Raw genomic sequence first — 23,075 nt, 5'->3', positions numbered from 1 at the left:
TCCACGCTTCTTCCATTTGTAATTTTTCAGCCCGATTGCCGTTCCATTCAATCACCAGAGCTTCCAGCAGATGGATACCGCAGTTCAGAGTTCAGAGGGCAGCCATGACTTCCCTCATCTCCCCAGACGCGCTATACTCCTCGGTTGGGTGCCCCCGTGACCCGCCGTGCGCGCTCAAGCGTCGCGCATCGGCCTGGCCCACAGCGTTCACGACAAACAGAGCGAGAACAGACGCTGGGCTGGCACGAAACTGGCAAACTCTTCCCACTCAACGCTTACGGAGCCACATGTCCTACATCAGCATGAAGCAACTGCTGGAAGCCGGAGTTCACTTCGGTCACGAAACCAAGCGCTGGAACCCCAAGTTCAAGCGGTTCATCTTCGCCGAACGCAACGGTATTTTCATCATCGACCTGCAAAAGACCCTCAAGCAGGTGGACCGCAGCTTCGATTTCATCAAGGAACTCGCGGAGCGCGGCGGAGTCATTCTGTTCGTCGGCACCAAGAAGCAGGCGCAGGAAATCGTGGAACTGGAAGCGCGCCGCACCGGGATGCCCTTCGTCACCAGCCGCTGGCTGGGCGGCATGCTCACCAACTTCAAGACCATGCGCACCCGCATCGACCGCCTGAACGAACTGGACGACCTGTTCGAGTCCGAGCGCATCAATGACCGTGGCAAGGCCGAGCGTATTGCCCTGAGCACCGAGCGCGAGCGTCTGCTGCGCTTTGTGGGCGGCATCCGCAAGATGAACCGCCTGCCCGACGCGATCTTCGTGGTGGACCCCACCAAGGAAGTCATTGCCGTCAAGGAAGCCAACAAGCTGGGCATTCCCGTCATCGCGCTGGCCGACACCGACAGCGATCCCGACGTGATCGACTACATCGTGCCCGGCAACGACGACGCCATCCGCAGCATCCAGCTCATCACGCACCGCATCGGTGACCTGCTGGTCGAGGCGCGTGGCGGCGGCGAGGACGTGTCCGGCGAGCGCGTGGAAGGCGAGAACGCCGACATGAAGAACGCCGAGCAGGGTGCCGAGGGCGACACTGCCCAGGTCACCAGCACCCAGGGCCGCAGCTAAACCCGCTCATTGGTGGGGGGCGTCGCTGCGCGGTGAGCGGGCCGCGCCCCCTATTTTTGCTCTCAAGACCCTGCTCTAAACACTTTTCAGGAGGAATCACTATGCTGCAATCGATCAAGAAACTGCGCGAAATGACTGGCGCGGGCATGATGGACGTCAAGAAGGCGCTGGCCGACGCGGGCAACGACGAGGACAAGGCTGTGGCCTTGCTGCGCGAACGCGGCATCGTCAAGGCGGCCAAGAAGTCGGACCGTGAAGCCCGTGAGGGTCTGGTGCGCTTTGTGGTGGACGGCAACCATGCGGCGATGGTGGAAGTCAACAGCGAGACCGACTTCGTGGCCCGCAACGCCGACTTCCAGAAGCTCGTGGAAGGACTGGCCGCAGCCGCACTCCAGGCCAAGACCAGCGACGTCGAGGAGTTCAAGAACTTCAAGATGGACGACGGTGAAATGGTGGGCACCGTGCTGGCCGCCGCCGCTGGCCGCATCGGCGAGAATCTGGTTCTAAACCGGGTGACCTACATGGAAGGCCAGCAGATCGCCGGCTATGTTCATAGTAACGGCAAGATCGGCGTGCTGGTGGACCTGGACGGCGGCGACGCGGCCCAGGCCAAGGACGTGGCCCTGCATGTGGCCGCCGAGAACCCGCAGTACCTCAAGCGCGAGCAGGTCAACAGCGACGACATCGAGAAAGAGCGCGAGATCCTGACCAACAAAGCGCTCAACGAGGGCAAGCCCCAGCAGATCGTCGAGAAGATCGTGAGCGGTCAGATCGGCAAGTTCTACGAGGAAAAAGTGCTGCCCGAGCAGAAGTTCGTCAAGGACAACTCCATGACGGTGGGCAAGTATCTGGGCGACGCCACGGTGAGCAACTTCGTCCGCTTCGAGATCGGTTCGTAAATGTGGAGGGGGCGGCGCAGTTGGCCGCCCTTTTTTCTGGGCCGCATTCCTGTCTTCCCGGTGGCCCCAGCGGTTGCCGGGTTTTTTCTTGACTTTCTGTGATCTTCTCCTGCGAGGTGGTATCCCATGCCCATGTTCAAGCGCGTTCTACTCAAACTCTCCGGTGAATTCCTGGCCGGAGAAGAGGGCTTCGGCATCAGTCCCGACACCACGGCCCGCCTCGCCCGGCTGATCTCCACTTCACTGGAAGGCAGCGATGTGGAACTGGCCATCGTGATCGGCGGCGGCAACTTCTGGCGCGGGGCGCGCAACGGCGTGGGCATGGACCCGGCCACTGCCGATTACATCGGCATGCTGGGCACCGTGATGAACGCGATGGCCCTGCAAGACGCGATGGAAACCGCCGGACGCCCCACCCGAGTCATGAGCGCCATTCCGATGGCGGCAGTGGCCGAGCCGTACATCCGCCGCCGGGCCATGCGCCACCTGGAAAAGGGCCGTGTGGTCATCTTCGGTGGGGGCAACGGCGCACCGTTCTTCACCACCGACACCACCAGCACCCTGCGCGCCCTGGAAATTAATGCGGAAGTGGTGTTGATGGCCAAGAACAAGGTAGACGGCGTGTACGACAGCGATCCGCAGAAAAATCCGGGGGCGGTCAAATACGACACCCTGACCCACCATGAAGTCGTGGAGCGCCGTCTGGCCGTCATGGACGCCACCGCCATCACGCTTTGCATGGATAAGGGGCTGCCCATCGTGGTCTTCGATCTGTTCGAGCCGGGCAATCTGGAACGGCTGTTCCGCGGCGAACGGGTCGGCACGCTGATCCAGAGCTAGGCGCCCGAGCCATATGGGACAGGCGAAGATAAAGAAGGGTGCCTCGTTCCCGCCGGTTCTACACGCTAAACTCTGCTCCATCATACATTCGCCTCCAATCATTCAAAGGAGTGTTTCCCCATGTCCGACATGAAAACCATCCAGGCCGAAACCCGCGAAAAGATGGGCAAGGCCATCGAGTCGCTGGAAAACAGCCTGAGCGTCCTGCGCACGGGCCGCGCCAATCCCGGCATCCTCAAGCGCATCGTGGTGGACTATTACGGCCAGTCCATGCCCATCGATCAGGTCGCCAGCGTCAGCACGCCCGACGCGCGCACGCTGGTCATCACGCCCTGGGACCGGGGCGCACTGGCCCCCATCGAGAAGGCCATCCGCGACAGCGATCTGGGGCTGAATCCCAACAACAAGGGCGACACCATCTTCCTGAGCATGCCTGTGCTGACCGAGGAACGCCGCAAGGATCTGGTCAAGAACGCCCGGACCTATGCCGAGGACGCCCGCATTGCTGTACGCAACCTGCGTAAGCACTCGCTGGACGACGTCAAGAAGCTCGAAGGCATCGGCGACGACGACATCAAGCGCGGCGAGGCCGACGTGCAGAAGATCACCGACGAGTTTATCGCGCGCGTGGACAGCACCTTCCAGAAGAAGGAGCAGGAAATCCTCGGGTGAAAGCTGCGCCCGGACGTGGCCTGTGGAGCGTGGATCGTGGGAGATCACCACGCTCCACGTTTTCCATTGCACCCCGCCATGAGAAGTCATGCCATGTGAAGTCGTGCCATCAGAAGACACGCTGTCAGGAAGGGTCATGGAAACGCTGAGTACCCGCGTCCTGACGTCGGTGGTGGGCTTCGCCATCGTGAGCGCCATCGTGTGGATCGGCTGGTGGGCCATGCTTCCGGCACTGGTGTTCGTCTCGGTGATGGGCCTGTACGAGTACATCCGCATGCTGGACCGCAACGACATCGACGTGCGCCGGGCCAGTCTGGGTGTGTTCGCTGCCGCCATCATCATCGCCAGCCTGCCCATCTGGGCACAGACTCCACCCTGGCCCGGCGGCTCCTGGCGTGAGGTGGTCCTGACGGTCGCGGTGGCCTACCTGCTGGTCATGGAGGTGGTGCGCCCCGGCGAACGCCCGCTGGAACGGGTGGTCTACAGCGTGTTCGGGCTGCTGTACATTCCGTGGCTGCTGGGCTACTTTCTGCTGCTGCGCTACAGCCCGGACGCCACGGCGGGCCTGCTGTACTTCGCGCTGCCGCTGTTGGCCACCTTTGCCGCCGATATCGGGGGCTTTTTCGGCGGTTATTACTTTGGACGCCGCAAGCTGGCCCCGGAGGTCAGTCCCGGCAAGACCGTGGAGGGGGCCATCGGCGGCCTGCTGGCGGGCTTTCTGATTGTGCTGGCAATCGCCAGCCTGACTGGCATCTGGTCCCCGCTGGAATCGCTGCTGTACTCCATTCTGGTGGCCAGTGCCAGCCAACTGGGCGATCTGGCCGAGAGTCTGGTCAAGCGCGCCCTGAAAACCAAGGACAGCGGCACCAGTCTGCCCGGCCACGGCGGTTTCCTGGACCGCATCGACAGCCTGCTGTTCGCCGTACCCGCCACCTATCTGTTCTTGCAGATCAGCGTATTTTCACGGTAGTCGTTACATCAAATTGCGACGAAAGAACGAGAACAGAAACAAGAGGCGTCAGCAACGTGCGCTTCCTCTTTTGGTTTTTGGGGAGACAACTGCCAGGGCGGATCGGGACGCGAGATGGAATCAGTACCATCTGCGCCAAACGTCTCCAAGATCGCATGGGACAGAAAGTGTCCCAGATTCACTTGGAAATTGGGGAAGTCGCCCAGATCGGCACCCGCTTCGGCTGGACGCTAATTGCCCAAATCGATGGTCACGGGCTGCGTGCGTGGAACGACGACGGTCAGCGGCGCAGACCGGTAGCCCTCGGCAACCACGTTCAACTGGTACGTCCCCTGAACTGGAAAGTTGACCTTCCCTGGCGCGAGGCCCAGCGTCTGGTTCGCCGCCAGTTTCGCGCTGGCCGGAGCCGAGACGACGTTCAACTGGGCCGTGACGCCCGCCGCGCCGCGCAAAGTAAAGTCCACGTTGCAGCACGGTGCGGGTGCGCCCGTAGCGGCGTCATCAGCATCAGTAGAGGCCGCGCGCGAGGGCCGCAGCGCCCACAGCAGGGCCGCACCCAGCAACACGATGACCACCAGCGCCAGTGGCACCCAGCGCAGCAGTGGCGAGGGCTGACTGCTCTTCGGTGCGGTTCGGACCACCCGCCAGGAGTCGTCCTCATCCCAGCCGATCCGGATCGGCGGAAGATCACGCCGGGCTGGGGTCCCCCCAGTCGAGACTGCACTGGGGAGCCGCTGCACCGTACCCGTCCCGTCTATCTCTTCCCCGCTCGGACGGCGTAGTGAAGCAGGCAGACGCTCAACCTGACGCGCTTGCACACCAGCAACAGCCCCGCCCACATCGCCCGTACTCTCAGCCGCGAAGCCCATCTGAAACGGCTCGGGCACCGGTACACCCCGCGCGGCCAGTTCGGCAGCCTGTGCAATCTCACGCGTTTCCTGTTCGCTCTGTTCTTTCAGGTACGCCGCCCGGCGCTCAGCGGCGGCCTGGCTGTCCAACGTGGCCTGCTCCTGGCGCTCGTCGTTCTGGCGTCTGCGGCGCTCCTGCGGCGTTTCCGACTGCCCCGTCGGCGCATTGGAGAAGGGAGAGACCGCCGAAGTCTGTGCCTGTTCAGACACGGGCCTTGTCGCCCCAGTCTGGGCAGATCCGACGACACTCCCCTCGCCGCCGATTCCCCGCCCTCCGGTCCCAGACGGGCTGGAAGCCGCATCCTTGCCAGGGAGCAAAGGCGAAACCTCCTCAGGGGAAGTCAGCGGAACAATAGGCTGGCCGCCCGACACCTCGGAGTCGGAAGCCCCAGCCAGGGTGGCTGCAGCCTCTTCTTCCAATGACTGCCCCAGCGCGGCAGGCTGATCCAGAGGCAACTCCGCTGCGGCTTCCTGCTGCCCCGCCGTTTTCTGCTCCTGATCTGCCACATCGCCGCCGAGCAGTGCCAGCGCTTCGTGTGCGCTCAGGGAACCGGGCTGCTCAAGCAGGGGCCGCAGGACCTCCGGTAGCGCACCCAGCGCCTGCAAGGTCAGGGCCAGATCGCTCAGGTCACCCTGCGGGGTGGCGTCCTCGCGCCAGGGCAGGCCCGCCCCGGCCAGCGCGACCCCACCGTCGTGGTTCCAGAGCTGTGCCCCGCTGACACCGCCGTGTGTCATGTCCCGCCCGTGCAGGACGCTCAGGGCCGCCAGTGCGCCGCGCGCGGCCAGTTCCGGGTCCTGCGCAGGGTGGGCCTGAAGCGGCAGTTCGGTCACCAGATACGCCTGTTCGCCGTCCACACCGCTGTCTACCACCGGCAGAAGATGGGGCGAGAACGGCACCTCCGGCAGCCCCTGTGCATAGGGAAGGATGTGCAGCAGAACAGGAATTCCAGTCAGCCGGTCCGTGGCCCGAAAGGTCTGAATGGGGCTGTCAGCCGCCGCCACCCCATTCGCCGGGGGAGGCAGGGCTTGAACTGCCACGTAGGGGCCAATGGGCTTCACACGGCCCAGTATAGACGGCCCGATTCTGAATTGGCGGGCCAGGAAAGCAGGGCAGCAAGCCAGGGCACAGCGGAAGAACGCACAGCCTCCCCCATCCAGTTGGAAAATCTACCGACTCCTTCCAGGCACAGACCGTTCGCGCCCCCACTGCCCCCAACTGCGCTGCGCCCTGACTGACCGTTGGCCCACACCTGTTACGCTGGAGCATGAACCTCCTGAAAAGGGTGACGGCAGGCCTGGCCTCCTTGATGCTGCTGGGAGGCGGGGCAGATGCCCAGGCAGGCTGGCGCGTGCTGTATAGCGCAGATCTGATACTCACGCCCCCGCAGGCCACGCCCCGGGAACGCGCGCTGATCGGACGGGCAGCCGCCCTGCGCGGGGGAGAAGATTGCGCGCTGGGAGAGCGTTTTGCAGCGCCGAAGCTGATTGGGCGTGCGCCGGGACCGTTCCTGAAAGCGGGCGCGCAGGAAACGGCGCTGGTCTATCAGACCTGCCTGATCTACATGGGAGACACGCTGGGCCTGCTGATCACGCGCGCCGGGACACCCGTGCTGCACGTCGCTTTCGAGGCCAGCGCGATCAGCGAGGTCTACAGTGTGCTGGACATCAACCGCGACGGCCTGCGCGAACTGGCGATGCTGGAAAACTTCGGAGACGCGGGCGTGGGCCTGAAGTGGCTGAACGTCTGGGATTTCAGGCGGGTGGCTGCCGGGGGCCTGCCCACCACGCCCTACCGCTTCACGGCGGCGACGCAGAGGTGCGAACCCGGCCAATCTGAGGGAGCGGCGGTGGGAAGCATCCGGCAGTACCAGTTGTGGGTCAAACCGGGCCAGACGCCCGCCTTCAGAGCGGACGAGCGGGGCGTAGACCGTTGCCGTTCCACAACGCTCCGGCCCCTGAGACAGCAGATTCCTCCACTCAAGCCCGACTTTGCGGCTCCCGTTCCCACCCGGCTGCCGCTGCCTTAACTTCAGCCTTCCAGCGCGCTCTCGAAATCTCCAAGCAGGTCCCCGATGTCCTCGATGCCCACGCTGATCCGCAGCAGCCCCGGCGTGATGCCCAGGCGGCGGCGCTCGGCCTCGGGCAGCGCGCGGTGCGAGGTACCCCACGGCCAAGACAGGGTGGTGATCACGTCGGCCAGACTGGGGGCCAGGGGAATGCGGCCCGCCAGCGCCTTGACAAACGCGGGGGCGTCCTCGATGTCGGCGGCCAGCATGCCGCCAAAGCCGTTGGGATACAGGTCCATCGCCAGATGAAACTGCGGGTGATCGGACAGGCCGGGGTGGTAGACCGCCCCCACGCGCGGGTGGTTGACCAGCACGTCGGCCACCGCCTGCGCGTTGCCGGAATGTGCCCGCATCCGCAGGCCCAACGTCTTGAGGCCCTGCATGGTCATCCAAGCATCGAAGGCGGACATGGTGCCGCCCAGCCGCAACAGGCGGGTGCGGGCCAGCGCCACCAAATCGGCGCGGGCACACAGCACACCGCCAAACGCGGTGCTATGCCCACTGAGGTACTTGCTGACACTGTGGGTCACCAGGTCCGCACCGTGCAGGGCTGGGCGGAAGACGGCGGGGCTGGCGAAGGTGTTGTCCACGCTGAGGAGCGCGTCACGCTCGTGCGCCAGCTTTGCCAGGGCGGGCACGTCCGGCACGGTCAGCAGCGGATTGGTCAGGCTCTCGACATGCACAAGTCTGGTGTTGGGACGGAAGGCCGCCTCCACCTCGTTTAAATCGCAGGCATCCACGAAGGAGACCTCAATGCCCAGACGCGGGAATTCCTCGGCCAGCAGGGCGTAGGTCACGCCGTACACGCGAGCGTCGGTGATGACGTGATCGCCTGTTTTCAGTACCCCCAGAAAGGCGGCGCTGATCGCGGCCATCCCACTGGCAGCCACCAATGCGGCCTCAGTGCCTTCCAGCACGGCCAGGGCGCGTTCCAGCGTGGCGCCGTTGGGGGTGCCATTGCGGTAATAGAAGGCGGCAGGTTCCGCGCCGCTCATGGCCCCGTCCAGCGCGTCCAGATCGGCAAAAGCGTAGACGGTGGACTGGTAGATCGGCTCGACGAGCGGCACGGAGGCGTTGGGCCTGGCCTCCTCGCCCGCGCGGGCAGCCAGGGTGGTCAGGTCATAGTCATGCTTGTCGGCAGGAGTCACGCACACAGGCTAGCGCCTGGGCTGGGGGAACAGCCGAGATCCGGGTGGTACCAGACCTCAGCCGATCTGCGTGACCAGCACCCCGATGCCCTCCACCTCCACTTCCACCATGTCGCCCGACTTCAGGGGACCGACGCCCGAGGGCGTACCAGTCAGCACCACGTCGCCCGGCTCCAGCGTCACGAAGCGGGTCACGTAGGCCAGGATCGCGGGCACGTCAAAGATCATCAGACTGGTGCGGCTGTCTTGCAATGTGTCGCCGTTCACGCGGGTCTGCACGCGCAGGTCCGCCGGGTCCAGCTCGGTTTCCAGCCACGGTCCCAGCGGGCAGAAGCGGTCCGCCGCCTTGGCCCGGAACCATTGCAGGTCCGTCTTCTGGCGGTCCCGCGCGGTAAGGTCCAGCCCACAGGTGTACCCAGCAATGGCGTCCAGCGCGTTCTCCGGCGTCAGCCCCTGCGCCCGCGTCCCCATCACCAGCGCCAGCTCACCCTCGAAGTGGAAGTTGTCGCTCCAGTCGGGGGCGTCCACTGTGCCACCCGGCTCGGCCAGGGTGTTGGGGCCTTTCAGGAAGATGCCGGGTTCAGTGGGCAAGTCGCCCGTGTCGTTGCCCAGCTCACGGATGTGGTCCAGGTAATTGCGGCCCACGCAGACGATCTTGGACGGCTCGGCGGGAGCCAGTAGCGCCGCCGTGTCCAGCGGAGCGCTCTGGCCCGTGCGCGGCCCGCCCATACCGTCGGTGAACTGCACCGTTTCGCCCTCCACTTCTCCCCAGGAAGCCCCGCCGCCGTGTTGCATTCTGACCAGTCGCATGCGGGCAGGATAGCGTGTGGCTGGCATGGGGAAAACGAGAAAGAGGCGGGGCCAACCAGCACCCCGCCCCCGGACTGCCTGGTTCGGTCAGCCGACGGGCGTACCCATCGCTTCCAGCACGGCGTTCGTGAACGTTCTGGTGTCCGCCTTGCCGCCCAGATCGCGGGTAGGTTCCTCGCGTAGGGCCAGAGCCACGGCGCGCTCGATCTGGTTGGCGGCGTCGCTGCGCTTGAGGCCGTGGCGCAGCAGCATGGCGGCGCTCATGATCGCGGCGGCGGGGTTGGCAATCCCCTTTCCAGCGATGTCGGGGGCGCTGCCGTGAATCGGCTCGAACAGGCCCGCACCGTCGCCTAAGCTCGCGCTGGGCATCAGGCCCAGGCTGCCGGGGATCACGGCGGCCAGATCGCTCAGGATGTCGCCGAACAGGTTTTCGGTGACGATCACGTCATAGCGGCTGGGATCGGAGACGATCAGCATGGCGACGCTGTCCACGTACTCGTGGTTCAGGTGGATGTTGCGGTACTCGCGGTCCCGCAGCGCCTGCACATCGCGCCGCCACAACTCGCTGACCTCCAGCACGTTGGCCTTGTCCACGCTGGTCACGCGGCCCTTGCGCTGCTCGGCGGCCCAGAAGGCCATTTTCGCCACGCGCTCCACCTCGGGGGTGGTGTAGCGCATGGTGTTGTAGGCGGTGTCGCCGTCGATCTTGCGGTCCTGATCGAAGTACACGCCGCCCAGCAGCTCACGCACGATCAGGATGTCCACGCCGCGCGCCAGTTCGGGCTTGAGGGGCGAGAGGTGTTCCAGCCCCGGCTGTACGCGCACCGGGCGCAGGTTGGCGTAGCAGCCCAGCGCCTTGCGGAGGGCCAGCAGCCCGCTCTCGGGGCGCATCGGGCGCGGCAGGCTGTTCCAGGGGCTGTTCTGCGGCCCGCCCACGGTGCCCAGCAGCACGGCGTCGGCGTCGGCCAGCGCGTCGCGAGTGCGCTGGGGAAAAGGATCGCCATGCGCGTCGTAGGCCATCCCGCCAATGGCGTGTTCCTCAAAGGTCAGGTCCGGGGCCACCTCGCGCAGCACTTCCACGGCGGCGGCGGTGACTTCAGGGCCGATTCCGTCGCCGGGCAACGTAACAATCTTAGGCATGGGTTTTCTCCTCTTCCGAACGCTCGCCGGGGTGGCCGTGGCCTGCCTCGGTACTCTTTGCCTTCAACGTCTCGGCCTCCAGATCGGCGGCGTCGTGTTCCTTCATGTATTCCAGCCAGCCGCCCGCTTTCTGCACGTCCAGCGCGAACTGCGGCACAGGAACGAAGGTTAAAGCTTGCCCGGTGCGCGTGTTGGTAATGGTACCCGCCTGCAAGTCCAGATCGGCATTGTCGCCGTCCTGAAAAGCTTCCACGATGCCGTCACATTCCAGCGCCAGAAAGCCGTTGTTGATGGAATTGCGGTAGTAGATACGCGCGAAGTTGGGCGCGATCACTGCGCTGACACCCGCACCGCGCAAGGCCCAGACGGCGTGTTCGCGGCTGCTGCCACAGCCGAAGTCGGCCCCGGCCACGATGAGATCGCCGGGCTGGACGCGCTTCACGAAGGTCTTGTCGTAATCCTCCATCGCAAATTTCGCCAGTTCGGCCTCCACGTCGGTGGTCAGATGGCGGGCAGGAATGATCTCGTCGGTGTTGATGTGATCGCGGGCAAAGACATGGACGGTGGGCATGGGGACTCCTTTGGGTGGCGGGGATAGGCGGCCTGTGTCGGATCACAGTATCAGCGCCGCCGTTTCCGTGCCACCGCGCGGCAGCAGGTTGCCCAGAGGAGTGGAGCCGGGCCACCATCAGACCTGATCTAGACCGTCTCATCTGACCAACCCTGGCCCCGCGCACACTCTGGACAGTTCCAGACCCCCTTTGTCCCACTTCCCTGCTCCTCCCCTACTTCCGATGATCCACAGGTGACTGTATGGACCCCGTAACCCTGATTCTGATCCTGTTCGTGGCCGCGCTGGTGCTGTTCGCCACCGAATGGCTGCCGGTGGACGTGACCGCGCTGGGCCTGCTCTCGGGGCTGCTGCTGACCGGGCTGGTCACACCCAAGCAGGCATTCGCGGGCTTTGGCAGCGACACCGTACTCACGCTGGCCTCGCTGTTCATCCTGACGCGGGTGCTGCTGCGGGCGGGGGTGATCGAGTGGATCGGAACGTCACTGGCCCGCCGCGCCCGCAACGCCCCAGCCATGCTGCGCGGATTGCTGGGGACGGTGGCCGGGATCAGCGCATTTACCAGCAACACGGCCACCACCGCCGTCTTTTTACCTGTGGTGGCGGGCCTGTCCAAACGGGCGGGCATCGGCGCGGGCCGGGCACTGATGCCGCTGGCCTTCGCCAGCATTCTGGGCGGCACCATCACCCTGATCGGCACCACCACCAATCTGGTGGTCTCGGGAGCGCTGCCCACCACCGGGCAGAGACCTCTAGGCTTTTTTGAGCTGGCCTGGGTGGGGTTGCCGGTGGCCGTGGTGGGGTTGCTGTATCTGTTTTTCGTAGCCCCCCGCCTGCTGCCAGACCGCGAACCCGCGCTGGAAGACTCGTTGCGCGACTATCTGGCCGACCTGACCGTGGCCCCCGGCAGTGCGCTGGCCGACAGGGCGCTGCGCGACAGTGGGCTGGGGCGCGACTACGGACTGACGGTGGTGGCCGTGCGCCGGGGCAACCAGACTTTCTACGCGCCGGGGCCAGATTTTATGGTCCAGTCCGGCGACACGCTGGCGGTGGAGGGCCAGACCGAGCGCATCCTGGCCGGGAAAAGTACGCTGGGCGTGGTAAGCAAGTCCGAGCAGAAGCTGCGCGCAGAGCCGGGCCAGGACGGAGACGTGAGGTTGATCGAGGCCGTCGTCCTCCCTGGTTCGCCGCTGCTGGGGCGCACGCTCAAGGAGGGCCGCTTCCGCGAACGCTACGGCGTCTCGGTGCTGGCGCTGCACCGCCGCGCACAGAACTTCGAGCGGCTGGCGGGGGTGCGGCTGGCCGTGGGCGACCTGCTGCTGATCCAGGGGAATGCGGCCCGCATCGACTCGCTGGGAGATGATCTGGCGGTGATGGGTGACCTGACCGAGCGCGTGCGTGACCCGCGCCGCGCGCCGCTGGCGGTGGCCCTGTTCGTGGGGGCCGTGGGTCTGGGTGCATTCGGTGTCGTGCCCCTGTCGGTGGCGGTGGTGGTGGCCGTCGCCCTGAGCCTGATCTTCCGCCTGATCTCGCCGGAGGAGGCGTACGGCGCGGTGGAATGGCCGATCATCGTGCTAATCGCTTCCATGCTGGCCTTCGGTACGGCCTTCGAGGCCACCGGGGCGGCGGGCGTGCTGACCGGGGCGCTGTCGGGTGTGCTGGAACCGCTGGGACCCTATGGCCTGCTGGCCGCGCTGTTCGTGGTCACGGTGGCCCTGACCCAGCCGATGAGCAATCAGGCGGCGGCCCTGGTGATGCTGCCGCTGGCGATTGGCACGGCCAAGACGCTGGGTTACGATCCGCGCCCCTTCATCATCGGGATCACGATTGCGGCCAGTAACTCGTTCATCACGCCGCTGGAGCCGTCGTGCATGCTGGTCTACGGCCCCGGACGCTACACCTTTATGGATTTCGTGCGCGTCGGCTCTGGCCTGACGCTGGTGACGTTCGCGGTCTCCCTGCTGATCATTCCCCGCGTGTGGCCGTTCTAGGAGAGCGAGTTCCGGCAGATCGAGTTCCAGCAGAGCGGGAGGGCAGAAGAAAACCCCTCTTCACTGAGAAGAGGGGTTGGGGGCGAGGGGCCAGTGCCCTCAGATGAACAGCGGCGCGTCGGGATCGTCGAGCAGGGGCCGATCCTTGCGCGCCATCAGAGCGGCGGCGGTGCCGATGCCGATCACCGCGCCGATGCCGATCACGATCAGCGTCCAGGTGATCAGCACTTGCGAATGTTCGTGGGTGCGGTCTGAAACCATGTGTGAAGCATAACAGTCTGCGCGCGGGGCAGGATTTGAACCGGGTTGAGAAAGAGGGGGTGAGATGGCGGCCAGGTCAGTCGGCTGCCACTTTCGGCTCTTCCAACTTGCGCGGCAGCCTGCGCCACAGCGCCAGCAGAGAGATCAGGCCCAGCGCCGCCAGCACGATCAATCCCCAGCGCGAGCCGAGCGGGCCGTCTTTATTGATCAATGCGCTGGACAGCAGCGCGCCGGGCGGTCCCATTCCCACCAGCACGAAGGAATACAGGCTCATCACCCGTCCGCGCAGGTGGTCCGGGATGGTCAGTTGCACGGTGCTGTTGGCGCTGACCAGCAGCGTGAGCATCCCGAAACCGCAGGCGGCCAGGACTGGCGCGGCCAGCGTGGAGCCAGGGGTCAGGGCCAGCGCAACGGTGCTGGCGATCAGAATCAGTGCGCCGTACCGCAGGTTCCGCACCGGATTGGGCTTGCTGGCCTGCCACAGCGCGCCGCCCATCGCGCCCACACCGAAGAACGCCGATAGCAGGCCGAAGGCCGCCTCACGCTCGCCGTAGACCACGCGGGCAAAGTAGGGGATGATCACGTTGAAGTTGATGACGGTCAGGCTCAGCAGTCCCACCAGCAACATCACGTTGCGGACGCTGGGCGTGGCGCGTACGTAGCGCAGGCCCTCGCGGATGTCGTCGCCCACCTTGCCGCGCTGCACGCCGGGACGCGCCGGGAAAGGCAGCGTGGCCAGCACATAGATCACGGCCCCGAACGACGCCACGTTCAGGTAGAAGGGAAAGGCCAGCCGGGCGATGTTCGTGGCGTCCCCACCGGCCAGAAGCTGGACGCCCAGCACCGCCACCACCCCGAACAGCGCCTGCCCCAGCGTGCGACTGACGTTGAAGGACAGACTGTTCAGGGCCACCGCGTTGGTCACAGCCTCGCGCGGCACGAAGTCCACCACCATGCTCTGGCGGGCGGGCATGTCGAAGGCATTGGCACAGCCCGACACGAAAGCCAGGATCATGACCAAGGGCAGCGACACCACGCCTAGGTGGGTGGTGATCGCCAGCGTCAGGGCGGTGGTCAGCAGCACGAACTGGGTGGTCAGCAGCACCCGCCGCCGGGGGACGCGGTCCACGATGGCCCCGGCGAACAGAGAGAGCAGCAGGCTGGGCATAAACTGCGCCACCGTCACGTAGCCCAGCGCCGCGCTGCTGCCCCCGGACAGTTCCAGTACCAGATACTGCTGCGCGGTGGTCTGCATCCACGATCCCACCAGCGACAGCAACTGCGAGAGCCAGTAGCGGCGGTAGTTGGGATGCCCCAGCGCCCTGAAAGTATTGATCCGCCACTCGCCTACACGCGCAAACACCCGCCCACCATACGCCCGCCGCCTGGGAGAATGTCAGGCTGCACAGCCGATGAGAGGGGCTGTGAGGACTGCGGGAATCTTCATCCACCGCGTGGCGGGCCACCTGTCAACCATCTTTCGGATGACGTTTCTCATCTCCCTCTCCTTTTTCAATCCTTCATGATGTGTTACGGTACGCACAATCTTTTTCTTCCTGTGTCCGAGTCAATTCACTTTTTCGCCCCCTGCGAGCCTATTCCTGATGCCCCAGCCCTCAGTTGTTCCGTCTATTCCAGCCCTGCTCCTGAGCGCCCTGCTGTCCCTGGGCGGGCTGGCGGGCGCGCAGACTGGCGGCTTTCAGGGCATGACCGTCACGGTTCAGGCCAAAGACACCGCTTACGCTGTCGCAAAGCGCGCGGGCCTGAGCGTGGACGCGTTACTGGCGCTGAACGGCCTGCACAGCCCTGATCTGAAAGTCGGGCAGGTGCTGCGGGTGTCGAGTGCGGCGCGGCATGTCGTCGGGCCGAAGGAAACGCTGTACGCCATTTCCAAACGCTACAGGGTCAGCGTGGACGCGCTGCTGGCAGAAAACACCCTGCCCGAAGGCGCGATTCTCAGCGTGGGTCAGGTGCTGCTGTTGCCCACGAACGCCACGTTGCCATCCAACACGCAAGCTCAGCCCGTCGCCCTGGCTCCCACGCCGGGGCCACTTGCTGTCGTGCCCGTCCTCTCGCTGGCCTCTACCCTGACGCTTCCGCCTGTTCTGAGCGTTCCCCAGCCGCCCGAGCCACTGCCTGTGCAGCCCCTGCCCAGCCAGCCCTCCCACGGCGAGCCGCTGCCCGTCTCGGAGGGGCCAGTTCTCCCCACACCCGGCCCGACAGAGCCGGAGGTGCCCTCCACGCTGCCCGGCGACTGGCGCGGCATGGCGATGGCGCTGCTGGGCACGCCGTACCGCTACGGCGGCACCACCCGCAGCGGACTGGATTGCAGCGGTTTCGTGTTGCAGGTCTTCACGCCGCTGGGCGTGCGGCTGCCCCGCGTCAGTGCCGATCAGGCGCGGGTGGGCCAGCCAGTGGCGGCGGACCAACTTCAACCCGGCGATCTGGTGTTCTTCGACACGGCGGGCGGCGGGCGCATCTCGCATGTGGGCATCTATCTGGGCGGCGATACCTTCGTCAGCGCCAACAGCTACCAGGGCAAGGTCTCGCTGGACACCCTGATGGCGGACCGTTACTGGGCACCGCGTTACCGGGGAGCCAGACGCGTATTGAGTGGGCCGTATGCGGGGCAGGCTCCGTAATCAGCGTTGAGGGCTTGGAGGCTGCAAACCGTCTCGCGCCGAACTTCTGGCTGGGCCAAGAACAGAAAGACTGACCCTCCCGAACGAAAGTGCGGGAGGGCCAGAAGACCTGAGCAGTTTCTTCTTCAGCCCCGGCGCGTCACGCCGTCCACCGTCAGCAGAGGGCCGTACAACTCCGGGCGGCGGTCCCGGAAAAAACCCATGCCCGCGCGGAACTTGCGGGCCTCGGCCAGATTCAGGTCATGGGTCAGCGCACCCTCGTCGGTGTCACCGAATTCGGCCACCAGTTGCCCCGTGTAGTCGCTGATGAAAGAGTGACCGTAGTAGGTCTGGCTCAGCCCTTCCACCGTCTCGGTGCCAATGCGGTTGGCTGCGGCCACGTAACTCGAATTGCTGACGGCGTGGCCCACCATCGCGCGCTGCCACATGTGGTGGGTGTTGGGCGTGTCCACCTCGGCGGGTTCGCTGCCGATGGCGGTGGGGTACAGCAGAAAGTCCGCGCCCTGGAGCATCATCACGCGGGCGGTTTCCGGATACCACTGGTCCCAGCAGATGCCCACGCCAACGCGTCCATAGCGGGTGGGCCAGACCTTGAAGCCGGTGTCACCGGGGTTGAAGTAATACTTTTCCTCGTAGCCGGGACCGTCGGGGATGTGGGTCTTGCGGTAGTTGCCCAGTACCGTGCCGTCTGCGTCGATGCACACCAGACTGTTGTAGTGCGCCTGCCCGGCCCGCTCGAAGTAGCTCAGCGGCAGCACCACGCCCAGTTCGCGCGCCAGATTCTGGAAGCGTCCGATAAAGGGATGGTCCTCCTGCGGGTGGGCTAGGGCAAAGTAGTCCTCGCGCTCCACCTGACAGAAATACAGGTTCTCGAACAGTTCGGGCAGCAGAATCACCTGCGCCCCCTGAGCAGCAGCGTCGCGCACATGCGCCTCGGCACGGGCCACGTTGTCGTCCAGCCTATCGGTCACATGCATCTGGATCACGGCCAGTTTCACGGTCTGGGCGGGGAGTTGGGCAGTTCTGGTCATGCGCCGAGGCTACCCGATTTACGGCACGCTGAGCGGAAGCCAACTCACCCAGCTCAGCTCATGCAGGGCGCACCAGCACGCTGTCTCCAGCGCGCAGGCCGGTTCTCATCAGCAGTTCGGCAGGAATCAGCAAAGAGTTGGACAGGTTCGGGCCGCCGCGCACCGGCAGGGTGTGGACCTGCCCATCATCGGTTCGGATAGCGATGTTCTGCGGTGGGCGCAGCATGTCCTCCTTCCAGCGCTTGAGGATCAGTTCGTCGATAACAGCCACGCCCCGGACCTCGCGGGTCACGGCCACGCTCAGGCGGGCCACGCGGGACTTGCGCGGCGCGATCAGCTTGATCTGGTGCATCTTTTGCAGCAGTTTGCGGGCGTCGGGGTCCTGGGATAGCACGGACACAGGCCGCTGGACCTCGATCTGCTTGAGGATCGCCTGCTCCTTAAGGCCCCAGCGGATGCGCGCCACCCGCTCCGGCGAGGTGATCTTGGCCGGGCCAGTGTACGGCAGCGGCTTTTCCGGCAGGTCGTCCAGTACCTCCAGCGCCACGTCGTCCAGATTGACGTTCAGCAGCGGATTGGGATGCACCACACCCTCGTCGAACTGAAAACGGCCCTGCGGATCGCGCAGCAACCGCAGCAAGGCGGGAACCCCAGTCTGGGCAGCGAATTGAAAATGCCGCACCCGCTGGCCTTCCAGAAACGCCTGAAACGGCCCGTCTGCCCGGTGAACGGTCAGCACGCCCGTGCGGCCCTGCTCGCTCAGCAGGTACATCAATTGCAGAAAATCAAAGGTTTCGAGGCTGGTGGTGTTGTTCATGGGGGTGTTGGGGGGCAGGTCACGTTTGCAAGGTGAATCCCTTTACACAGTGGGTCTATTTGCACAGTGAGTGTAACGGCAAAGGCCAGAAGTCAACACGCCCTCCGGGGGGGACTCCACCCAGATACCCCCGACAGCAGCCCAGGCGCGGTATGGTCCGCCCCGCTCTAGCCGCGCAACAGATGGGAGAACCCGCCGTCCTGCAATGCCGGAAGGTCTTCCAGGCCGCCCAACCCAAAGTCCAGCAGAAAGCGCGCGGTGGTGCCGTACAGCAGGGGGCCGCCCACCGCGTCCGAACGACCCACCACCTTGACCAGTTCGCGCTCCTGCAAGGTGACCACCGTGCCTGCGCTGCCGCCGCGCATGGCCTCAATCTCGGCGCGGGTCACCGGCTGACGGTAGGCGATCACCGCCAGCACCTCCAGCGCGGCGCTGCTCAGCGCGGGCAGCGGCGGCGCGGCCAGCAACGGCGACAGGCGGGCAGCCAGCGCGGGAGGCACGATCAGGCGCCAGCCTCCCGCCACCGCCTCAGCGACAAAACCCAGATGGGCCGACGCGAGGGTGATTGCGAACGTTTCCAGTTCACGCTGGGCCGTACCCTCGGGAATATCCAGCGTTTCAGCCAGTTCACGTGCGCTCACAGGGCGTCCGGCGGCCAACAGCGCCGCGCCGATCAAGGCGGACAATCGTGGCGGGGAGCCGGAGTCGGTCACTCTCGCAGTCCAGCCAGCAGCGCGGCCACTGCGCCGTCCAGCGGGCCAGAGCGCAGCACCGTCCCTTCCGGCAACTGCACCACGGTGCTGGCCTGCCCGCCCACCGGCTCCCCCTCCGCAGCCTGCACATTGGGCAACACGAAATCCGCCAGCGCCATGTCCTGCGCCTGGGCCGCCGTCAGGGCTGGGGGCAGGCCGCTGGGATTGCAACTGGTGGTCAGCAGCCGTCCGCCACAGCGCCGCAGCAGGGCCAGCGCCAGCGGATGCGACGGCACGCGCAGGCCCACCAGACCGCCGGGGGCCAGCGTGGGCGGGGTCCCGGGCCGGGCCGGGGTCACCAGCGTCAGCGGGCCAGGCCACAGGACAGACAGCGCCGTGAGGGCCGCACTGGGCCGAGCCAGTTCCAGCGCGGCGCGGGCGTCCTGGCACGACACCTGCACCGGGCGGTGGGCAGCGCGGCCCTTGACCGCGTACAGGCGCTCCACGGCCTCCAGGTGATCCGGCACAGCGGCCAGCCCCCAGACCGTCTCACTGGGATAGGCCACCACGCCGCCGCGCTGAAGGACAGCCCAGGCGGTGTCTACGGCGAGAGCGACTTCGTTTTCAGTCAGGGGATTCAGGGATTCAGGCATAGAAGGGGGCGCTTGTAAGGCCAGCGCAAGACCACTCCAGATTATACTGGCCCCAATATGGCCGTCTTCGAATACCGCGCACGCGACCGCTCTGGCAAGATCCTCAAATCCCAGATGGAGGCCGAAACGGAGGCCCAGGTCCGCGACACGCTGCGGGCCAAGAACCTGATGATCGTCGAGATCAAGGCCCCCAAGTCCGGCCTGAACGCGGACCTCAAGATTCCCTTTCTGGATGACCGCCCGCCCAGCCTCAAGCAGGTGTCGATCTTCAGCAAACAGCTCGCCACGCTGATCAACGCCGGGGTGCCGCTGGTGCAGTCGCTGGCGGTGTTGCAGGGCCAGATCGAACACAAGGGCTTTCAGAAGACCGTCAAATCCCTGCGCAGCGAGGTAGAGGCAGGCACGCCCCTGAGCGAGGCCATCGCCAAGTATCCCAAGGTCTTTAACCGCCTCTATGTCAATCTGGTGCGCGCCGGGGAAACCAGCGGCACCCTGGACTCGGTGCTGGAGCGCATCGCTGCCTTCCAGGAAAAGGAATTGATCCTGCGCGGCAAGATCAAGAGCGCGCTGACCTACCCGGTGGTGGTGCTGGTCTTCGCCATCCTGATCACCTATTTCCTGCTGACCACCATCGTGCCGCAGTTCGCGGGCATCCTGGCACAGCTCAACGCGCCGCTGCCCTTTATTACCAAGATGCTGATGGCAGTCTCGGAATTCCTGCAACATTCGGCGTGGCTACTCGTGGTCTTCGCGGTGATCATCACCTTCGCCTACCGCTGGGTGTACAAGATGCCCAAGGGCCGGGTGATCATTGACGACATCAAGCTCAAGCTGCCCGTGTTCGGCAACCTGACCCAGAAGAGCGCCATCGCATCCTTTGCCCGCACCTTCGGCCTGCTGATCAGCAGCGGCGTGAACATCATCGAGGCGCTGGAAATCACCAAGGGCACGGCGGACAACGCCATCGTCGAGGAAACCATCGAGAACGCCAAGAATGTGGTGATGGTGGGCGAGCAGATGAGTTCCAGCCTGGCCACCAGCAAGGTTTTTCCGCCGATGGTGGTCAGCATGATCTCTATCGGCGAGGAAACCGGCGCGCTGGACTCGATGCTGAGCAAGGTGGGCGACTTCTATGACCGCGAAGTGGATGAGGCCGTCGAGAGCATGACGGCGGCCATCGAACCGATCATGATCGTCTTCCTGGGCGGCATTGTGGGGACCATCGTGGCGGGGATGTTTTTGCCGATGTTCAGCATCATCGGTACGCTCAGCCAGTGATTTTGTTGAACTAACTTGAGAAGGCTATTGCCCGTTCGCAGGCCCGCCACAAAGGCGGGTTTTTCATGTCCAGATCGAAAAAATGGCACATGTAGCGCGCCACTACAGCCTCGTCACAGTCGAAAGATGACATTCCAGGCTTTCCGCCCTGTGCTGACATCCTGCCTTATGCAGCCAAAAAAGCCTGTGCTGGGCACGAAAACCGCTGACATATCAGTTAGAAATTGACACCCTCTCAGCGAATAATTCGCGCTGGTTCGATGCTGGCGGCCCGGCGGGCGGGGATCAGGGCGGCCAGCATCGTGGTGATCAGACCCACCGCGTTCACGCCCAGCAGATCGGTCCAGCGCACCTCCACGGGCAGCGAGGTGATGAAGTACAGGTCGCCGGGGATCTGAAAGGGCCTGACGGTAAAATACGCGCTGATGCCCAGGCCCAGCAGGTTGCCCACCAGCAGACCGCCCAGCCCCAGCACCAGCCCCTCGAGCAAGAAGATGCGCGTGATCAGCCCACGCGTGGCCCCGATGGCGCGCAGGATGGCGATTTCCTGCGTCTTCTCGAACACGGCCAGGGTCAGCACGTTGGCGATCCCGAAGGCCGCGACGATCACGATCAGAAAGACCACAAAGCCAATCACCTTCTTTTGCAACGCCAGTTGATCCAGCAGCGTGCCGTAGATGCTCTGCCATGGCAGCGGGCTGTAGGCGCGGCTGCGGGTCAGGTCCGTGCCGACAACAGGGGCCAGATTGGGATCGGTCAGGCGCACCTGATAGCCGGTGATGTTGCCCGTGCCCTGCAATTTTTGCAAGGTTCCCAGGCTGGTAAAGGCGTAGGCACTGTCGATCAGGTAGTTGCCGGTGGTGAAAATCCCCTTGACCTTGAAACTGCCCCGGCGATAGCTGCTGTTCAGCAGCCGCACCTCGTCGCCAGTAAAGCCGCCGATGCTGCGGGCCAGCGCCGAGCCGAGCAGGATCTCGCCCGGCCCCAGCGTTTCCAGCAACTCGCTCTGTCCCGGCGGCAGTTGCAGCACCTTCGCGGCCTGCGGTGTCACCCCGAACAGGGTGGCAAAGTCCACGCCCGCGCGGTTGCCCAGGCCCGCCGGACGGGTGATCAGCCCCTTGTCGGCCAGAAAGGGGGTAAACGATGCCACGCGCGGGTCTACCTTCAGCACCCGTTCCATCTCGGGGTCACGGCCTTCAGGGCTGAATGACGACAGGCTCAGGTGAGGGCTGGCGCGCAGCGTGGCGTCCACCAGCGCACGGGTAAAGCCGTTGGTCAGGCTCAGGGCGGCGATCAGGGCCATCACGCCCACCGCGATACCGCCGATGGTCAGAATGTTCTGGGTCCGCCGCCGCGACAGGTGCGCCCGCGCGATGGACCACGCCAGACCCGAGGGGCGCGGTGCGGAGGTCTGCGGCAGTGTGGGGCGGACGGAAGCCATGCGAAGCGGAGGATAGCAGACGGGACGCTGAACGCTAGGGACGGCGGGTTTTGTCGATCCCATTACTGGCCAGAACGGGAAAGATCTGGTGTGGCCTGTGGGGACGGCAAAAATAAGTCCCCCTCCAGCTTCATATGGTCCCCAATTCCACCTGTGCAGCGGGACCACCGGGCTGAACAGACCAACAAAAGAGCCGCCCATCTGGACGGCTCTCAATTGCGGAGAAGCAGTTTAGCGAAGGGCCGTAATCCGCACCTGGCGTGCGCCGAAGTTGATGGCCTGGCTGTGGGTACTCATCCAGATGTCCAGGCTGCCGGTCTTGCGGGCGGCCATCGTGTCCTCGACGATAAAGGTCCGGCCCCGCAGCAGGTTGTTGTAGCGCCCACTCAGGTCTTCGATGGTGATCCGGGTGCCGTAAGGAAAGGAGCGCAGCATGTCGCGGCTCAGGGCCACCACGCCGGGGCGGGTGCGGGTGCCGGTCGCCGTGATGAACGGCGTGCTGTCGGTCTGCCCCGCCAGGCTGTTATAGGCAGTGGCGCGCACGATGGCCGTTCTGCCGCGCGCGGTGATGGCAGCCACAGGTGCGGCGGCCTGCTGGGCCTGCTGCCGCTGCGTCTGGGCAATGGCGGCGGCGCGGGCCTGGGCAGCGGCATTAGCGGCCACAGTACTCTGTGCGGAAGCCTGCGCGGGCTGCGGACGCGCCACCTGAACCGGGGCACGAACCACCGCGGGTGCGGGGGGCGGGGTCACCACCATCGCCTGACGAACGGCGTCGCTGGCGACAGAGCTGGCGGGCAGGGCTGGGGTGGCGCAGGCAAGACCCGCAAAGCCGAACAGAGCGGCAAAGGTCCAGCGATTAAGTTTTGAAACCATGTGTTCTCCTTGGGGCATGGGCGGTGGGGCAGCCCGCCTCCGGTGCGCCGTCAAAAGACAGGCCGCACGGTATGAATTGGGTCGTCATCAAGTCTGAGGGCAGCAGTCAAGACACCCCCGACCTCAGAAGTGAGCCTAGAGGGACAACATCATTAGCTTATGAGCCTGACCTGTCTCCAGTCTCACAAATTGCCGCGCAAATATTTTTCCAGGTTCAAAAAAAAGAGAAAATGACGGCTGATATGGAATTCCGAAGATGAGACGAGGTTCAACAGGACTGCCCTTCTCTC

General features: G+C 65.0%; 22 protein-coding genes. 9 read left to right on the top strand and 13 right to left on the bottom strand.

The window, feature by feature from the left end; genetic code table 11:
* Positions 1 to 287: 287 nt before the first annotated feature.
* From rpsB to DAAJ005_RS08475, 5 genes are all read left to right on the top strand, one after another.
* Positions 288 to 1,082, top strand: coding sequence for a 30S ribosomal protein S2 (gene rpsB, locus DAAJ005_RS08495; RefSeq protein ID WP_151846736.1), 795 nt, complete (start codon positions 288 to 290; stop codon positions 1,080 to 1,082).
* A 101-nt stretch (positions 1,083 to 1,183) separates the two neighbouring features.
* Positions 1,184 to 1,981, top strand: coding sequence for a translation elongation factor Ts (gene tsf, locus DAAJ005_RS08490; RefSeq protein ID WP_151846735.1), 798 nt, complete (start codon positions 1,184 to 1,186; stop codon positions 1,979 to 1,981).
* 132 nt (positions 1,982 to 2,113) lie between these two features.
* Entirely contained in the window at positions 2,114 to 2,821 is a 708-nt protein-coding gene (gene pyrH / locus DAAJ005_RS08485) for a UMP kinase (RefSeq protein ID WP_151848468.1), read from the top strand.
* A gap of 120 nt (positions 2,822 to 2,941) precedes the next feature.
* The gene (gene frr, locus DAAJ005_RS08480) at positions 2,942 to 3,493 is read left to right on the top strand and encodes a ribosome recycling factor (RefSeq protein WP_029480978.1); all 552 of its coding nucleotides are present in this window, start codon (positions 2,942 to 2,944) and stop codon (positions 3,491 to 3,493) included.
* A 136-nt stretch (positions 3,494 to 3,629) separates the two neighbouring features.
* Positions 3,630 to 4,463: a phosphatidate cytidylyltransferase gene (locus tag DAAJ005_RS08475; protein WP_151846734.1), complete on the top strand. Its 834-nt coding sequence runs from the start codon at positions 3,630 to 3,632 to the stop codon at positions 4,461 to 4,463.
* Positions 4,464 to 4,693: 230 nt separating this feature from the next.
* Here the strand turns inward: DAAJ005_RS08475 and DAAJ005_RS08470 are convergent, their stop codons facing one another.
* Positions 4,694 to 6,430, bottom strand: coding sequence for a hypothetical protein (locus tag DAAJ005_RS08470; protein ID WP_151846733.1), 1,737 nt, complete (start codon positions 6,428 to 6,430; stop codon positions 4,694 to 4,696).
* Positions 6,431 to 6,636: 206 nt separating this feature from the next.
* On the opposite strand from DAAJ005_RS08470, the gene DAAJ005_RS08465 reads away from it, so the two are divergent.
* A complete protein-coding gene (locus DAAJ005_RS08465) occupies positions 6,637 to 7,398 on the top strand; it encodes a hypothetical protein (RefSeq protein WP_151846732.1) in 762 nt (253 codons plus the stop codon).
* A 2-nt stretch (positions 7,399 to 7,400) separates the two neighbouring features.
* On the opposite strand, the gene DAAJ005_RS08460 is transcribed toward DAAJ005_RS08465, so the two are convergent.
* The 4 genes from DAAJ005_RS08460 to DAAJ005_RS08445 form a co-directional block, all read right to left on the bottom strand.
* A complete protein-coding gene (locus DAAJ005_RS08460) occupies positions 7,401 to 8,585 on the bottom strand; it encodes a PLP-dependent aspartate aminotransferase family protein (RefSeq protein WP_151846731.1) in 1,185 nt (394 codons plus the stop codon).
* Between the two features lie 57 nt (positions 8,586 to 8,642).
* On the bottom strand, positions 8,643 to 9,395 hold the full coding sequence (locus DAAJ005_RS08455) for a fumarylacetoacetate hydrolase family protein (RefSeq protein ID WP_151846730.1): 753 nt from the start codon (positions 9,393 to 9,395) through the stop codon (positions 8,643 to 8,645).
* A gap of 87 nt (positions 9,396 to 9,482) precedes the next feature.
* Entirely contained in the window at positions 9,483 to 10,535 is a 1,053-nt protein-coding gene (gene leuB / locus DAAJ005_RS08450) for a 3-isopropylmalate dehydrogenase (protein WP_151846729.1), read from the bottom strand.
* Positions 10,528 to 11,106: a 3-isopropylmalate dehydratase small subunit gene (locus tag DAAJ005_RS08445; RefSeq protein WP_151846728.1), complete on the bottom strand. Its 579-nt coding sequence runs from the start codon at positions 11,104 to 11,106 to the stop codon at positions 10,528 to 10,530. The genes leuB and DAAJ005_RS08445 overlap by 8 nt, the downstream gene beginning before the upstream one ends.
* A 242-nt stretch (positions 11,107 to 11,348) precedes the next feature.
* On the opposite strand from DAAJ005_RS08445, the gene DAAJ005_RS08440 reads away from it, so the two are divergent.
* Positions 11,349 to 13,097: an SLC13 family permease gene (locus DAAJ005_RS08440; protein ID WP_151846727.1), complete on the top strand. Its 1,749-nt coding sequence runs from the start codon at positions 11,349 to 11,351 to the stop codon at positions 13,095 to 13,097.
* 99 nt (positions 13,098 to 13,196) lie between these two features.
* Here the strand turns inward: DAAJ005_RS08440 and DAAJ005_RS18915 are convergent, their stop codons facing one another.
* Together DAAJ005_RS18915 and DAAJ005_RS08435 are read right to left on the bottom strand one after the other, a co-directional pair.
* Positions 13,197 to 13,358, bottom strand: coding sequence for a hypothetical protein (locus DAAJ005_RS18915; protein WP_169739084.1), 162 nt, complete (start codon positions 13,356 to 13,358; stop codon positions 13,197 to 13,199).
* Between the two features lie 76 nt (positions 13,359 to 13,434).
* The gene (locus DAAJ005_RS08435; protein ID WP_151846726.1) at positions 13,435 to 14,721 is read right to left on the bottom strand and encodes an MFS transporter; all 1,287 of its coding nucleotides are present in this window, start codon (positions 14,719 to 14,721) and stop codon (positions 13,435 to 13,437) included.
* Positions 14,722 to 14,962: 241 nt separating this feature from the next.
* Between DAAJ005_RS08435 and DAAJ005_RS08430 the strand changes: the two genes are divergently transcribed.
* The gene (locus DAAJ005_RS08430) at positions 14,963 to 16,000 is read left to right on the top strand and encodes a C40 family peptidase (RefSeq protein WP_151846725.1); all 1,038 of its coding nucleotides are present in this window, start codon (positions 14,963 to 14,965) and stop codon (positions 15,998 to 16,000) included.
* A gap of 125 nt (positions 16,001 to 16,125) precedes the next feature.
* Here DAAJ005_RS08430 and aguB read toward each other — a convergent pair whose 3' ends face one another.
* The 4 genes from aguB to DAAJ005_RS08410 all read right to left on the bottom strand — a co-directional run bounded on the left by aguB (position 16,126) and on the right by DAAJ005_RS08410 (position 19,193).
* The gene (aguB, locus tag DAAJ005_RS08425) at positions 16,126 to 17,031 is read right to left on the bottom strand and encodes an N-carbamoylputrescine amidase (protein WP_151846724.1); all 906 of its coding nucleotides are present in this window, start codon (positions 17,029 to 17,031) and stop codon (positions 16,126 to 16,128) included.
* Positions 17,032 to 17,089: 58 nt separating this feature from the next.
* Positions 17,090 to 17,848, bottom strand: coding sequence for a DUF4388 domain-containing protein (locus DAAJ005_RS08420; RefSeq protein ID WP_151846723.1), 759 nt, complete (start codon positions 17,846 to 17,848; stop codon positions 17,090 to 17,092).
* Between the two features lie 167 nt (positions 17,849 to 18,015).
* On the bottom strand, positions 18,016 to 18,561 hold the full coding sequence (locus DAAJ005_RS08415) for an SMC-Scp complex subunit ScpB (RefSeq protein WP_226342644.1): 546 nt from the start codon (positions 18,559 to 18,561) through the stop codon (positions 18,016 to 18,018).
* Positions 18,558 to 19,193, bottom strand: coding sequence for an L-threonylcarbamoyladenylate synthase (locus DAAJ005_RS08410; RefSeq protein ID WP_151846722.1), 636 nt, complete (start codon positions 19,191 to 19,193; stop codon positions 18,558 to 18,560). Before DAAJ005_RS08410 ends, DAAJ005_RS08415 begins: the two co-directional genes overlap by 4 nt.
* A gap of 57 nt (positions 19,194 to 19,250) precedes the next feature.
* Here DAAJ005_RS08410 and DAAJ005_RS08405 point away from each other — a divergent pair, with 57 nt between their 5' ends.
* Positions 19,251 to 20,471, top strand: coding sequence for a type II secretion system F family protein (locus DAAJ005_RS08405; RefSeq protein ID WP_151846721.1), 1,221 nt, complete (start codon positions 19,251 to 19,253; stop codon positions 20,469 to 20,471).
* Positions 20,472 to 20,706: 235 nt separating this feature from the next.
* On the opposite strand, the gene DAAJ005_RS08400 is transcribed toward DAAJ005_RS08405, so the two are convergent.
* Together DAAJ005_RS08400 and DAAJ005_RS08395 are read right to left on the bottom strand one after the other, a co-directional pair.
* Entirely contained in the window at positions 20,707 to 21,912 is a 1,206-nt protein-coding gene (locus DAAJ005_RS08400) for an ABC transporter permease (RefSeq protein ID WP_151846720.1), read from the bottom strand.
* 231 nt (positions 21,913 to 22,143) lie between these two features.
* Positions 22,144 to 22,785: a hypothetical protein gene (locus DAAJ005_RS08395; protein ID WP_151846719.1), complete on the bottom strand. Its 642-nt coding sequence runs from the start codon at positions 22,783 to 22,785 to the stop codon at positions 22,144 to 22,146.
* Positions 22,786 to 23,075 lie beyond the last annotated feature (290 nt).

The sequence above is a fragment of the Deinococcus sp. AJ005 genome (assembly GCF_009017495.1).
In the GTDB taxonomy this organism is placed as follows: domain Bacteria; phylum Deinococcota; class Deinococci; order Deinococcales; family Deinococcaceae; genus Deinococcus.
This window is presented reverse-complemented; position numbering and strand designations above follow the sequence as displayed.